Raw genomic sequence first — 12,707 nt, 5'->3', positions numbered from 1 at the left:
TAAACTGCCTGAAGTTTGAACGACTGAAAATTTCAACGTTAATCTGCTCTGAATATAGCTGTTGCGGAAAGGCTTTGTGTCGAACATGAGCAACAAGGAGAAGGAATGGGATTTTTTTCAGCCATCAAGAAGATGTTCGGCTCTGAATCAGTTGAAGGGCAAGAATCGAAGAATCCAGAACAAGGCGATGCTTCTGCGTTGCAGCAGGATCATACCCCGGACCAGCATCTTGCACAGCCTGAAGAAATGCCTGCGGGCGAAAGTTCTGCGTCTGCTGCGCCTGCCGCTGAAGTCAGCGCAGATGTGCCTTTGGACGTTGAGCCTGCCGCGCCCGTAACAGTATTGAACGCTGTTGCCGAGCCGGATGCCGTGGAGCACACGGCGGGCGAGGCTGCCCCCACAGAACGGCAGCAACCCATATTGCAGCCCGCTTCCGGCATCACAGCTGCCGCAGCGCACGCGGTAGCCCCTGCTGCTTCTGGTACGGCTGCCGCTGCCACTGAACCCGCTGCTGTTGCGCCATCAGCGCCTGCTTCAATCCTTCTTGTTGCTGGCTCCGGGGAAGAAGCGCTTACCCTGCGCTTGCGCGAAGCTGAGCCGCGCCTTTCTGTATGGCTTGGCATTGTGCTGGAAGGCGTGGATGAAACAGGCGACCTGCTGTGGCAGCGGTTGTCCTTTCTGCTCGGCGCACTGGAAGCGCCACCGCAGGAAACTCAGGCGTTTGTTGACGATTTTCGCGCCTGGACGCAACGTATGGAATACCGCCAGGTGGAGGAATTCCGTTCAGAATTGCAATATCGTCTGGCTCTGGCTCTTGATCTGGAAGATGAAGAGGACGAACGTAGCCGTCTGTTCATCAAGATAACCGAGGGGCTGGCCCGCACACGTGAACAATTCGCGCGCGGTCTGGATTCTCTGTTCTCCAGTCACGGCGAACTTGACGACGCCTTTTGGGAAGAGCTGGAAGAACTGTTTATCATGGCCGACTTGGGTTACGAGCCTTCAATGGAGCTTGTGGAGCGCCTCAAAGAGCGTGCCCGCAAGGAAAAAGTTACAGAGGCTTCTGGTATGCGCGCTCTGCTCATGGCCGAGGTGGAAGAAATCTTCCGCGCGCCGCGCCGCATTGCCGCCATCAATCCTCCTGAAGTTGTCCTTATGATTGGCGTCAACGGCGTGGGCAAAACTACCACCATTGCCAAGCTGGCTCATCGCGCCCGCATGCAGGGCAAAAAAGTCATGATTGCCGCCGCCGATACCTTCCGCGCAGCCGCCATCGAGCAATTGCAGGTATGGGCCGGGCGCGTTGGCGCGCTCTTTCATGCCAAGACCCCGGGAGCCGACCCTGCCTCTGTAGCTTACGAGGCTATGGATAGGGCGGTAAAAGAAGGCGTTGATATCCTTTTTGTAGATACGGCTGGCCGTCTGCAAACCAAGGTTAATCTTATGGAAGAACTGACCAAGATCCGTCAGGTGCTTGGCAAAAAGCATCCCGGCGCGCCGCACCGCAGCATCTTGGTTATTGACGCCACCACCGGGCAAAATGCCCTGTCGCAGACCAAACTGTTCAAAGAGGCGGCAGGGGTGGATGAGCTCATTCTGACCAAGCTTGACGGCACTGCCAAAGGCGGCGTTGCCATCGCCGTGGCCATGCAGCACCACCTGCCCATTACCTTTGTGGGGCTGGGTGAAAAACTGGAAGATCTACGGCCTTTCAATGGCGAAGATTACGCCCGCGCTCTGCTGGGCCAGAAAGAAAGCGGAGCTGCCTGATAAAAGGCAGTGCAGCGGGGCAGGCGCGGTCTCTGCACAATCATGAATTTGGCAGTGCTTTTATAGCAGCTTTGACAAAGGGTGCGTTTCCAGTGGAAACGCACCCTTATTGTTAGCATTGAATGTTGAAAGCAAACCTTAGGGAAGCACTGATTAAAGAGCCTTCTGGAAGCGCGCAGTTATTTCGGTTGGCAAGGCGCGATCTTTTTTTGAAGCAGGAGTGGACTCTTCCGTCCTCGACTGTTTCAAAAAAGTAAAGCAACGCCGCCAAACGGAATAAATCAGCGTTTCCTTAGACCATGCTGCGCTCCAGACCTTGCCGGGCAGCCTTGTGGTTGGGATCCAGATCAAGTGTGGTCTGAAAGAATTGCGCTGCACGCTGCTTGTCGCGTGACTGCAGAAAAACAGCCCCATAGTTGAAGGCAATGGGAGCACTGGCCTTGAACAGATCGGCATCCAGATCCAGAGCCTTCAGCAAGTTGGCCTTGGCCTGAATGAAGTCCTGACCTTCAGCAAAGGCCATACCCATATTATAGTAGAGATTGGCGTCATCAGGAGCGATCTTGATGGCGCGTTTGTATTCGATGATGGAATCCTGCCAGCGGCCCTGTCGGCGCAGGCTGATGCCAAGTTGGTTGAATACGACAATATCGCTTTTTGAAAGATATTTACCTTTAACTTCAAGGCTGTTGCGCAAGAACTTTTCAGCTTTCTGCGGGTCACGTTCAGCATAAACGTCGGCAATTCGGCTCGAAAGGGCGCTGAGCCCTTCAACGGCCTCTCGGTTCATCTGGGTGAGGGCTTTGTCAAAAAAATCCTCGGCCTGATCCACATGCCCCAGTGCCAGATGTACCTCGCCCAGACTGACCTTGCGGTTGACGTTGAGCGGTGAAATGTTGTCGAGCTTCTGCAGGTAACGCAGCTGGTTTTCTTTGTCCTCCAGTTCGCCATACATTTCTGCCAGCCTTTGCAACGGCGCCAGATAAAGATCAGCTGCCGCTGCCGCTGCTTCATAGGCTACACGGGCCTGTTCATACTCTTTGAGCCCACGGTAGGCGTCGCCCATTACCAGATAGGCCGCGGCGCTGCCGGGCTTTATTTCAAGTATTTTCTGGCTGGCAGACAAAGCCTGCTGAAACTGTTTGCGCGTCAGCAGGCCCTTGGCAAAGTCGATAGCCTGGCCGAGTTTGCTTTGCGGTTTGATGGTAAAGGCCATTTTTTCAATAAGCGTGTTGATGGAAACGGGTTTGGCAATAAAATTGTCCGCTCCCACCTCGTGCAGAAGCATAAGGCGGTCACGTTGCACGTCGCTGGTAAGTATAACAATCTTGAGGCCGCTATACGCCTGTTTTATCTGGCCGACCAGAAAGCTCAGGTCCTGCCCGCCCATTATCCGCTCAAGAAAAAGTATGGGGGAAGGGTGGTTGGGGAGCAGCTCTCGCAGCTCACGCAGCAACTGGCGCGGGTCGGTCAGGGCAGTGAAAAGGCCTGGTGCTGTCAGCCCGAGATCTTTGGCAAGCGTGAGGCGCAGTTGTGTGCTGAAAGCCTGATCATCCGTAAGAACTATAACGTGTCCGCCATCTTTTTTCATATAGTTGATGACGGTATCCTGATAAGAAATGTGCTTGGCCTTCGGGGCCATGTCAAATGCCATGCATTCTCCTCGCTCGAAGAATTGGGGAAAGTGGGTGGCGCAGTGCGCCCAGTAATGAGGATGCCAGTGTATCATAGCATCACGCATTATACAAAATAGGAAATACTTTATTTCTCGATTTTTTCATATACTTAGTAAAATGCTATATTGTCAAGTGACGTTTGGGTGACGCAAAACAAAAAAAATCGCAAAAAGCCTTGACGCCAAGGCAAGTGTTAGCTAAAACATCCCTTGCCCATTGGGACAGGTGTCTTCAATGGGTATTCCCTGGACGGCAGGGAAGGGCAGATTGAGTCTGCCCTGCTGTACCTGGAACGGCCCCAGTGTGGGTCTGACAGGTTTTGACATGTGCAGGCGTTACCAGATGCCGGACAATGTCGAGCCGTTCCAGCCCAACGACGGATCCCACCGCAGCCCCGGAGGCGCGCGTGACCCGGGGCTGTAAGGTAGGGGGGAGTATTCCCCTCATTTGGTGACCCTGCGGGACCGCCTTGCCACCTTTCTTGGTGGCCTGGCCTGGGCGACGCCGGGGAGCATCATGCGGATGATGCAGGCGCGTTCAGGCGTCCAAAATCTTCCGAATTTTCCTGAATATCAGGCATGATGTGCGCATTAGCGCAGCCCCTTACGTTGCTCCGTCCGTCCCATTCCAGGGTGAGGTCGGCCTTCGGGCCATGCTTCATGGCCCGCGAATGCTGTGAAGAAGCCTGCGCAGTCGGTGGTCGACGCGTGGGATGTTTATGCAAACGGAGTAGGCAACAATGACGACAGTTAGCAGCGATCGCATTCGGATCAAGCTCAAAGCCTACGATTACCGCATTCTGGATAAAGCCGTTGCGGAAATCGTGGATACGGCGCGCAATACGGGTGCCGGTGTGGCGGGGCCCATTCCTCTGCCCACCAACATTCATAAGTATACCGTTCAGCGTTCCGTGCATGTGGACAAGAAGTCCCGTGAGCAGTTTGAGATGCGCATTCACAAGCGGCTTATGGATATTCTGGAACCCACCCAGCAGACCGTCGACGCGCTGGGCAAGCTTTCCTTGCCCGCCGGTGTGGACGTGGAAATCAAGCTCTAGCGAGAGGCAGTCATGGCTGAGAAAATGGGAATTTTGGGTCGCAAACTCGGTATGACCCGCATATTTGACGGCAGCGGTGCCGCTGTGCCCGTTACGGTGATTGAGGCAGGACCTTGCCCTGTCACCCAGGTCAAGACCGCGAATTCTGACGGCTACAATGCTGTGCAGATCGCGCTGACCGCCGCTAAGGAAAAACACGTAGGCAAGGCCATGCAGGGCCACTTTGCCAAGGCTGGCAAGGGTCTCTTCCGCCATCTGCGCGAAATCCGCCTTTCGGCTGCTCCTGAGCAGGAGTTGGGCCAGGAACTTACCGTTGAAATGTTCGCTGCCGGCGACACCGTCAAGGTGACTGGCAAGAGCGTTGGTAAGGGTTACCAGGGCCGCATGCGCCGTTGGAACTTCGCAGGTTCTAAGGATACGCACGGCTGCGAAAAGGTGCACCGCAACAACGGCTCCATCGGTAACAACACCTTCCCAGGCCGCGTGTTCAAGGGCCGGAAGATGGCTGGCCACTGGGGCAATGAAACCGTTACGGAAATGGGCCTGACCATTGTTGACGTTCGTCTTGAAGACAACGTTATCCTGGTTAAAGGTTCCGTGCCCGGCCCCAAGAACGGGCTGGTGCTGATCCGCAAGCAGTAGAGGAAGCAGCAATGGCTACCGTGAAAGTATTCGATCAGAACAAGCAGGAAAGCGGTGAAATTACGCTGGCTTCCGATGTGTTCGAAATCGAGGTGAGGCCCGAAATCCTCAACCTCGTGGCGCGCGCCCAAATGGCGGCCAAACGCGCCGGAACGCATAACGCCAAAACCCGCGCCTTTGTTTCCGGCGGCGGCGTTAAGCCTTGGAAGCAGAAGGGTACGGGCCGTGCTCGCGCCGGTTCCAACCGTTCACCCATCTGGCGCGGCGGCGCCATCATCTTCGGACCCAGCCCGCGTGACTACAGCTTTAAAGTTAATAGCAAGGTTCGCGCTCTGGCTCTCAGGATGGCTCTGTCCAGCCGTTTGGCCGGTGAAACCCTGATGGTGGTTAAGGGCATTGAACTGCCCGAAGCCAAAACCAAACATTTTGCCAAGGTGGCCAACACCCTGGGCCTCAACAAGGCCCTCATCGTGGCGCACGAGGAAAATGCAGAGCTGACCCGCTCAGTTCGCAATATCCCCGGCCTCACCCTGACCACGGTGGACCGCCTGAGCGTGCTTGAAATCCTGAAGCACAAGCAGCTCGTGCTGCTTGAAGGTGCTGTGGAATCTGTGCAGGCGCGTTTCGCGAAGAAGGGAGCGTAGTTATGGAAATCACTTCTGTTCTGCTCAAGCCCCTGCTGACCGAAAAAACGACCCTGATCAAGGACGAAGCGCAGCAGGTGGCCTTTTTGGTCCACACCCAGGCCAACAAGCTTGAAATCAAGCAGGCCGTGGAAAAGGCTTTTGATGTTAAAGTGGAAGCGGTCAACGTGATCCGCCGCGCGCCCCTCAACAGGGAGCGCCAGGGTCGTGTGGTTGGCCGTAAGCCTGGCTGGAAAAAAGCGTATGTGACGCTGCGCCAGGGCGATAAAATCGAGTTCTTCGAGGGAGTATAAGCATGGCTGTCCGCAAGCTGAAACCGACTTCCGCTGGGCGTCGTTTCCAGACGGTTTCCGATTTTGAGGAAATCACCCGGACGCGCCCTGAGAAGTCCCTTACTGTCGGTCTGACCAAAAAGGCCGGCCGCAATAACTTGGGCCGTATCACCAGCCGCCGTCGCGGTGGTGGTGTGAAGCGTCTGTACCGTATCATTGACTTCAAGCGCGACAAAACCGGTATTGAAGCCCGTGTGGCTCACATTGAGTACGATCCCAACCGTACTGCCCGTATCGCTCTGCTGCACTATTCTGACGGCGAAAAGCGTTACATTCTGGCCCCCGTGGGTCTGAAACAGGGCGATGTGGTAATGTCCGGCGTTAACGAACGCAACGGCGTCGTGGCTGACATCATGCCCGGCAATGCTCTGCCCATGCAGCGCATTCCTGTGGGTACCGTCATCCACAACATTGAGCTGTACCCCGGTAAGGGCGGCCAGCTCTGCCGCGCCGCTGGCACCTATGCTCAGCTTGTTGCCAAGGAAGGCAATCACGCACTGCTGCGTCTGCCCTCCGGTGAAGTGCGCAAGGTGCTGGTCACCTGCGTGGCCACTGTTGGCCAGGTAGGCAACGTGCACCACGAAAGCATCTCTCTGGGCAAGGCTGGTCGTAACCGTTGGCTCGGTCGTCGCCCCAAGGTTCGTGGCGTGGCCATGAACCCCATCGACCATCCCTTGGGCGGTGGCGAAGGCAGAAGCTCTGGCGGCCGTCATCCTGTGTCGCCCTGGGGCATGCCCGCCAAGGGTTACAAGACCCGCGACAAGAAGAAAGCCTCTTCCAGGCTTATTGTTAAACGCCGCGGCCAGAAGTAGGAGTAGCTCATGCCGAGATCATTGAAAAAAGGGCCGTTTGTTGACGGTCATTTGATGAAGAAGGTCGACACCGCCGCGGCTAACAGCGATAGGCGTGTGCTCAAGACCTGGTCGCGCCGCTCGACCATCCTGCCCGAAATGGTGGGACTGACCTTTGCGGTGCATAATGGCAAAAAGTTCGTGCCGGTGTTCGTCACCGAAAACATGGTTGGCCACAAGCTGGGTGAGTTCTCGCCCACCCGTACCTACCATGGGCATGCCGCCGACAAAAAGGCTAAGGCCGGCAGGAAATAGGGTAGCGATATGGAATCTAAAGCTATTGCGAAGTTCCAGCGCGTTTCGCCGCGCAAGACCCGTCTTGTGGCCAAAAACGTGCAGGGTCTTGGAGTGGAGGAGGCAATGAACCTTCTGCGCTTTACGCCCAATAAGCCCGCTGGGGTTATTTACGGTGTGCTGAAAAGCGCGCTGGCGAATGCTTCCCAGCTGGGCGGCGTTGATGTGGACGCCATGGTGGTGAAGGAAGTCGTGGTTAACGAAGGCCCCACCTGGAAGCGCTTCATGCCCCGTGCTCAAGGCCGGGCAACCAAGATTCACAAGCGCACGAGCCACGTTACCGTTATACTCGCAGAAGGGCAGGAATAGGCTATGGGTCAGAAAGTACATCCGTTCGGGTTCCGGCTTGGGTATAATAAGAATTGGCTGTCCCGCTGGTTCAGCAAGAAGGAATACCCCGCCTTTGTCTATGAAGATAGCAAGATCCGCGCGTTCGTGAAGAAACTCCTGTTTCATGCGGGCGTTTCCAAAATTGAAATCGAACGTGCTGGCGGCAAGGTACGGCTTATCCTGTCCACTGCCCGCCCCGGTATTGTTATTGGGCGCAAGGGTGTGGAAATTGAAAAGCTGCGCAACGATCTTCGTCAGAAGTTCGGCCGTGAGTTTTCTCTTGAAGTAAACGAAATTCGCCGTCCTGAAGTGGACGCCCAGCTTGTGGCCGAAAATATCGCCCAGCAGCTGGAGCGCCGTGTAGCCTTCCGGCGCGCTATGAAGCGCACCGTGTCTATGGCTCGCAAGTTTGGCGGCGAAGGCATCAAGGTGACATGCTCCGGACGTTTGGCCGGTGCTGAAATCGCCCGTACCGAATGGTACCGCGATGGCCGGGTGCCCTTGCAGACCCTGCGCGCCGATATCGACTACGGTTTTGCTGAAGCGCGCACCACCTACGGCATCATTGGCGTCAAGGTGTGGATATACAAGGGTGAAATCCTTGACAAAGAGGTTGATCAGTAATGCTTGCGCCTAAAAAAGTTAAATTCCGCAAATGGCAGAAGGGCCGCCTTCGCGGCCTGGCCACCCGCGGTGCTACCGTTGCCTTTGGCGACATTGGTTTGAAGGCCGTGCAGCACGGACAGCTTACCAGCCAGCAGATTGAAGCTGCGCGTATCGCCATGATGCGCCACATCAAGCGTGGTGGTAAAGTTTGGATCCGCGTGTTCCCCGACCGCCCCGTGACCGCGAAGCCTCTGGAAACCCGTCAGGGTTCCGGTAAAGGCGCTCCGGTGGGCTGGTGCGCTCCGGTGAAGCCCGGTCGTGTTCTGTATGAAATCAAGGGCGTCAGCCTTGACCTTGCCCGCGAAGCGCTCACCCGCGCCGCGCACAAGCTGCCCGTGAAGACCGTCATCGTGGTGAGGGAGGGCATCTAAATGGCTGCCAAGAAAAAAACTGACAAGAGCGTCCGGCCCGCTACCGCCGACCTTCGCGCCATGAGCGTTGAAGAATTGCGCGGCAAGCTGGTCGAGCAGCGCCAGGAATTGATGACCGTCCGGTTCAAGCACGCCGCTGCGCAGCTTGAAAAGACTTCCGAGCTGAAAGCCATGCGGAAGCAGGTGGCGCGCATCGAGACTGTACTGAACGAAAAGGAACAGAGGGTCTAAAATGCAAGCTCTGGAAGATCGCAAGGGCAGAACGCTGACCGGCATTGTGGTGAGCGACAAGAACGACAAGACCATTGTCGTGCGCGTTGAGACCCTGGTCAAGCACCCTCTGCTCAAAAAGTATGTGAGGCGCCGCAAGAAGTTCACGGCTCATGATCCGATGAACGAATGCGGTATGGGCGATAAGGTCAAGATTGTGGAGTTCCGTCCGCTGTCGCGCAACAAGCGTTGGCACCTGGTCTCCATCATTGAAAAAGCCGTGTAGGGTAGTACCATGATTCAGGTAGAATCCACGCTTCAGGTCGCCGACAACTCCGGCGCCAAAAAGGTTGCCTGCATCAAGGTGCTGGGCGGTTCACACCGCCGCTACGCCTCGGTGGGTGACATTGTAGTGGTTTCCGTCAAGGAAGCCATACCCCATAGTAAGGTGAAGAAGGGCGACGTTATGAAGGCTGTTATCGTGCGCACCGCCAAAGAAGTGCGTCGCATGGACGGCAGCTACATTAAGTTCGACGGCAACGCCGCTGTGCTGCTTTCAAGCCAGGGCGAACCCCTCGGCACCCGCATCTTCGGCCCCGTGGCTCGTGAGCTGCGCGCTATGAACTTCATGAAAATCATTTCGCTGGCCCCGGAAGTGCTGTAGGAGACCGTCATGAAAATGTATCGTATCCGCAAGGACGACAAGGTGATGGTAATCGCCGGCAAAGACGCGGGCAAGATTGGTAAAGTGCTCAAGATCCTGCGCAAGAAGGATCGTGTGCTGGTGGAAAAGACCAATATGGTCAAGCGCCATATGCGCCCCAACCCCTATGCCCAGCAGCCCGGTGGTATCGTGGAAAAGGAAATGCCTATCCACGTCTCCAACGTCATGGTTGTCTGCTCCGCTTGTGGCAAAGCCACCCGCGTGGGTTACAAGACCATTGAGTCCGAGGGCAAGGAAAAGAAAGTGCGCTTCTGCAAAAAGTGCAACGAAGTCATGGAATAAGGTGATACGATGACACGCCTTGAAAAGATATATAGAGAGAAAGTAGTTCCGGTAATGCAGAAGGAGTTTAGCTACTCCTCTTCGATGCAACTTCCCGGGATTGAAAAGATCTCTCTGAACATCGGCCTTGGCGCCGCCAGCCAGAACAACAAGCTGATGGAAGAAGCAATGGCCGAACTTTCGGCCATCGCAGGCCAGAAGGCCGTGGTGACTCGCGCCAAAAAATCCATCGCTGCTTTCAAGCTGCGCGAAGGCATGCCCATCGGCGCCCGCGTTACCTTGCGCAAGGAACGCATGTGGGACTTTCTTGACAAGCTCATGAACTTCGCCCTGCCCCGTGTGCGCGACTTCCGGGGTATTCCGGATCGTGGCTTTGACGGGCGCGGCAATTTCACCCTGGGCATCAAAGAACACACCATCTTCCCCGAACTTGAGGCTGATCGTGTGGAAAATCCCAAGGGCATGAACATCACCATTGTCACCACGGCGTCCACGGACAAAGAAGGCAAGTTCCTTCTTGACCAGCTGGGCATGCCGTTCCGCAAGTAGGAGTTAAGCTATGTCCCGTACTTCTTTGGAAGTAAAGGCTAAGCGCAAGCCCAAATTCAGTGCTCGTGCTTACAATCGCTGCCCGCTTTGCGGTCGGCCCCGGGCCTTTCTGCGTCAGTTCGGCATCTGCCGTATCTGCTTCCGCAACATGGCCCTTCGTGGCGAGTTGCCCGGCGTTCGCAAGTCGAGCTGGTAAATTTCCGGGCGCGAAAGCGCCCGGATGGTGCGTTTTTGCGCACCTGTGGGAAGTGGCGGCATTGGGCCGTCAACCCCGCACCCAAACTTTCAGGAGCTTTCGATGTTGACAGATCCCATTGCGGATATGCTGACCCGTATCCGCAACGCACATTTGGCCCTGCACAAGGAAGTAAATGTGCCGCGCTCGAAGATGAAGGAAGCGTTAGCCGCCATCCTCAAGCAGGAAGGTTACGTCGAGGACGTGGCCGTGGCCGACAGTAACATCACCATCACTTTGAAGTACCAGATGGGCAAGGCCGTTATCAGCGGCTTGAAGCGTATAAGCACGCCCGGTCGCCGGGTGTACGTGGGCGCTCACAAGATCCCCAGGGTACAGAACGGCCTCGGTATTTGCATTTTGTCCACGTCCAGCGGTGTGTTGGACGGTATGACTGCCCATGAGAAGAAGGTGGGCGGCGAACTTTTGTGTGAAATCTGGTAGGCGGTGCGAGCATGTCCAGAATAGGTAAACTGCCCATTCCCGTTCCCAATGGCGTTGAAGTCAAGATCGGAGCGGATGTTGTGGAAGTGAAAGGCCCTAAGGGCTCGCTGAGCACTCCTGTCTGCTCCCTGCTCACGTACGAACAGGCCGAAGGCCACGTGACTCTGAGCCGCATTGAAGATGACCGCATCACCCGCGCCCAGCACGGCCTGCGTCGTACCCTGCTTTCCAACTGCATCGATGGCGTAACCAAGGGCTTTTCCAAGGCTCTGGAAGTCATCGGCGTTGGTTACCGCGTTGCGGTTAAGGGCAATATCATTGAGCTGCAGGTTGGTTATTCTCATCCTGTGCTGGTGGAATTGCCTGAGGGTCTCAAGGCTGTTGTGGAAGGTCAGATTCTGACCATCAGCGGCATTGATAAGGAACTGGTTGGCGAAATGGCCGCCAAGATCCGCCGCATCCGCAAGCCTGAGCCTTACAAAGGCAAGGGCATCAAGTACACCACCGAGACGATTCGCCGCAAGGTCGGTAAGTCCGGCGGCAAGAAGTAGGGGGCGCGTCATGAAATACAGCAAGAATGAGTCACGGCAACGCCGTAAGATTCGCATTCGCAAAAAGATCAGCGGCACCTCCGAGCGCCCGCGTCTGGTTATTTACAGGTCCAACCTGCATGTCTACGCCCAGATTGTTAATGATCTGGACGGAGCCACTCTGGCGGCCACCTCGACCCTTTCGCTCGCCAAGAACGAAGCGGGAATGCACTGCAACAAGAGCGGTGCTGAGAAGGTGGGCATGGAGATTGCTCGCATGGCCAAGGAAAAGAATATCGACAAGGTGGTATTTGATCGCAACGGGTATCTTTATCACGGTCGCGTCAAAGCTGTAGCCGATGGCGCCCGCGAAGGCGGCCTGGAGTTCTAATATGCGTCAGGAAAATACCGAAACTCAGCAGAACGAGTTGGGCGAAATCGAAAAGATCGTTTCCCTCAACCGCGTGGCCAAGGTGGTCAAGGGTGGCCGTCGGTTTAGCTTCAGCGCCCTTGTGGTGGTAGGCGACGGCAAGGGCGGCGTGGGCTTTGGCCTGGGCAAGGCTCAGGAAGTTCCCGAAGCCCTGCGCAAGGCGACTGAGCGCGCTCGTAAGAACCGCGTTCAGGTGGCTCTTGTGGATGGCACCCTTCCTTATGAAATTCTGGGCCGCTTCGGCGCCGGACGTGTGATGCTTAAACCGGCCTCCGAAGGTACCGGTATCATCGCTGGCGGTGCAGTGCGTGCCATTATGGAAGCTGCTGGCGTGCGCGACGTGCTTGCCAAGGCCATCGGCACCAACAACCCGCACAACGTGCTTCGTGCCACCATGCAGGGTCTTGTTGCCCTGCGCAGCGCCGACGATGTTTCGGCCCTGCGCGGCAAGAAGCTCGAAGCTCCGAGGAAGTAGTCATGGCAGAAATCAAGGTTAAACTCGTGCGTTCGCGTATCGGCTCCACGCCCGCGCAGCGCAAGCTGCTGGACTCCCTTGGCCTCAAGCGCCGCGAGATGGTCAAGACGTTCAAGGACACCCCGGCTATCCGGGGCATCATCGCCAAAGTTCCGCATATGGTGACCGTTATCGAATAACGGTCGGAGGACATAT

General features: G+C 56.2%; 24 protein-coding genes. 22 read left to right on the top strand and 2 right to left on the bottom strand.

Annotated features, from left to right (window positions below; genetic code table 11):
* The first annotated feature begins 105 nt into the window (after positions 1–105).
* Positions 106–1,770, top strand: coding sequence for a signal recognition particle-docking protein FtsY (ftsY, locus tag QM579_RS04835; RefSeq protein ID WP_414998053.1), 1,665 nt, complete (start codon positions 106–108; stop codon positions 1,768–1,770).
* A 292-nt stretch (positions 1,771–2,062) separates the two neighbouring features.
* Here ftsY and QM579_RS04830 read toward each other — a convergent pair whose 3' ends face one another.
* Complete coding sequence (locus QM579_RS04830) at positions 2,063–3,424, bottom strand: tetratricopeptide repeat protein (RefSeq protein WP_414998052.1); 1,362 nt, start codon at positions 3,422–3,424, stop codon at positions 2,063–2,065.
* 256 nt (positions 3,425–3,680) lie between these two features.
* Between QM579_RS04830 and QM579_RS04825 the strand changes: the two genes are divergently transcribed.
* Positions 3,681–3,869: a hypothetical protein gene (locus QM579_RS04825; protein WP_414998051.1), complete on the top strand. Its 189-nt coding sequence runs from the start codon at positions 3,681–3,683 to the stop codon at positions 3,867–3,869.
* A gap of 91 nt (positions 3,870–3,960) precedes the next feature.
* Here QM579_RS04825 and QM579_RS04820 read toward each other — a convergent pair whose 3' ends face one another.
* Complete coding sequence (locus QM579_RS04820) at positions 3,961–4,107, bottom strand: hypothetical protein (RefSeq protein ID WP_414998050.1); 147 nt, start codon at positions 4,105–4,107, stop codon at positions 3,961–3,963.
* Positions 4,108–4,185: 78 nt separating this feature from the next.
* Between QM579_RS04820 and rpsJ the strand changes: the two genes are divergently transcribed.
* From rpsJ to rpmD, 20 genes are all read left to right on the top strand, one after another.
* Positions 4,186–4,503, top strand: a complete 318-nt coding sequence (rpsJ, locus tag QM579_RS04815; protein ID WP_022658146.1) for a 30S ribosomal protein S10 — start codon at positions 4,186–4,188, stop codon at positions 4,501–4,503.
* Between the two features lie 12 nt (positions 4,504–4,515).
* Positions 4,516–5,145 (top strand): 50S ribosomal protein L3, encoded by a 630-nt coding sequence (gene rplC, locus QM579_RS04810; protein ID WP_414998049.1) that lies wholly within the window; start codon positions 4,516–4,518, stop codon positions 5,143–5,145.
* Positions 5,146–5,156: 11 nt separating this feature from the next.
* Positions 5,157–5,789 carry a 50S ribosomal protein L4 gene (gene rplD, locus QM579_RS04805; RefSeq protein WP_414998048.1) on the top strand — a complete coding sequence of 211 codons (633 nt, stop codon included), beginning with the start codon at positions 5,157–5,159 and terminating at the stop codon, positions 5,787–5,789.
* 2 nt (positions 5,790–5,791) lie between these two features.
* Positions 5,792–6,082: a 50S ribosomal protein L23 gene (rplW, locus tag QM579_RS04800; RefSeq protein ID WP_183717145.1), complete on the top strand. Its 291-nt coding sequence runs from the start codon at positions 5,792–5,794 to the stop codon at positions 6,080–6,082.
* Between the two features lie 2 nt (positions 6,083–6,084).
* Positions 6,085–6,933: a 50S ribosomal protein L2 gene (rplB, locus tag QM579_RS04795; RefSeq protein ID WP_414998047.1), complete on the top strand. Its 849-nt coding sequence runs from the start codon at positions 6,085–6,087 to the stop codon at positions 6,931–6,933.
* Between the two features lie 9 nt (positions 6,934–6,942).
* Positions 6,943–7,227, top strand: coding sequence for a 30S ribosomal protein S19 (gene rpsS / locus QM579_RS04790; RefSeq protein WP_183717149.1), 285 nt, complete (start codon positions 6,943–6,945; stop codon positions 7,225–7,227).
* Between the two features lie 9 nt (positions 7,228–7,236).
* Positions 7,237–7,575, top strand: a complete 339-nt coding sequence (rplV, locus tag QM579_RS04785; RefSeq protein WP_179979729.1) for a 50S ribosomal protein L22 — start codon at positions 7,237–7,239, stop codon at positions 7,573–7,575.
* 3 nt (positions 7,576–7,578) lie between these two features.
* Positions 7,579–8,220, top strand: a complete 642-nt coding sequence (gene rpsC / locus QM579_RS04780) for a 30S ribosomal protein S3 (RefSeq protein WP_183717151.1) — start codon at positions 7,579–7,581, stop codon at positions 8,218–8,220.
* Positions 8,220–8,633, top strand: a complete 414-nt coding sequence (gene rplP / locus QM579_RS04775; protein ID WP_012624301.1) for a 50S ribosomal protein L16 — start codon at positions 8,220–8,222, stop codon at positions 8,631–8,633. The genes rpsC and rplP overlap by 1 nt, the downstream gene beginning before the upstream one ends.
* Complete coding sequence (gene rpmC, locus QM579_RS04770) at positions 8,634–8,864, top strand: 50S ribosomal protein L29 (protein WP_414998046.1); 231 nt, start codon at positions 8,634–8,636, stop codon at positions 8,862–8,864. It abuts the gene before it with no gap.
* 1 nt (position 8,865) lies between these two features.
* Positions 8,866–9,129 carry a 30S ribosomal protein S17 gene (rpsQ, locus tag QM579_RS04765; protein ID WP_012624303.1) on the top strand — a complete coding sequence of 88 codons (264 nt, stop codon included), beginning with the start codon at positions 8,866–8,868 and terminating at the stop codon, positions 9,127–9,129.
* 9 nt (positions 9,130–9,138) lie between these two features.
* Complete coding sequence (gene rplN, locus QM579_RS04760) at positions 9,139–9,507, top strand: 50S ribosomal protein L14 (RefSeq protein ID WP_183717157.1); 369 nt, start codon at positions 9,139–9,141, stop codon at positions 9,505–9,507.
* A 9-nt stretch (positions 9,508–9,516) separates the two neighbouring features.
* A complete protein-coding gene (rplX, locus tag QM579_RS04755) occupies positions 9,517–9,849 on the top strand; it encodes a 50S ribosomal protein L24 (protein WP_012624305.1) in 333 nt (110 codons plus the stop codon).
* Between the two features lie 9 nt (positions 9,850–9,858).
* Positions 9,859–10,398, top strand: a complete 540-nt coding sequence (gene rplE, locus QM579_RS04750) for a 50S ribosomal protein L5 (protein WP_183717161.1) — start codon at positions 9,859–9,861, stop codon at positions 10,396–10,398.
* 10 nt (positions 10,399–10,408) lie between these two features.
* Positions 10,409–10,594: a type Z 30S ribosomal protein S14 gene (locus tag QM579_RS04745; protein ID WP_012624307.1), complete on the top strand. Its 186-nt coding sequence runs from the start codon at positions 10,409–10,411 to the stop codon at positions 10,592–10,594.
* Positions 10,595–10,696: 102 nt separating this feature from the next.
* Positions 10,697–11,077 carry a 30S ribosomal protein S8 gene (rpsH, locus tag QM579_RS04740; protein WP_183717163.1) on the top strand — a complete coding sequence of 127 codons (381 nt, stop codon included), beginning with the start codon at positions 10,697–10,699 and terminating at the stop codon, positions 11,075–11,077.
* 11 nt (positions 11,078–11,088) lie between these two features.
* Complete coding sequence (gene rplF / locus QM579_RS04735; RefSeq protein WP_183717165.1) at positions 11,089–11,628, top strand: 50S ribosomal protein L6; 540 nt, start codon at positions 11,089–11,091, stop codon at positions 11,626–11,628.
* A gap of 10 nt (positions 11,629–11,638) precedes the next feature.
* Complete coding sequence (gene rplR, locus QM579_RS04730) at positions 11,639–11,998, top strand: 50S ribosomal protein L18 (RefSeq protein WP_414998045.1); 360 nt, start codon at positions 11,639–11,641, stop codon at positions 11,996–11,998.
* A gap of 1 nt (position 11,999) precedes the next feature.
* Positions 12,000–12,512 carry a 30S ribosomal protein S5 gene (gene rpsE / locus QM579_RS04725; protein WP_183717169.1) on the top strand — a complete coding sequence of 171 codons (513 nt, stop codon included), beginning with the start codon at positions 12,000–12,002 and terminating at the stop codon, positions 12,510–12,512.
* Positions 12,513–12,514: 2 nt separating this feature from the next.
* On the top strand, positions 12,515–12,691 hold the full coding sequence (rpmD, locus tag QM579_RS04720) for a 50S ribosomal protein L30 (RefSeq protein ID WP_183717171.1): 177 nt from the start codon (positions 12,515–12,517) through the stop codon (positions 12,689–12,691).
* The last annotated feature ends 16 nt before the right edge of the window (positions 12,692–12,707 follow it).

The organism is Desulfovibrio sp. (assembly GCF_047607245.1).
GTDB lineage: Bacteria > Desulfobacterota > Desulfovibrionia > Desulfovibrionales > Desulfovibrionaceae > Desulfovibrio.
This window is presented reverse-complemented; position numbering and strand designations above follow the sequence as displayed.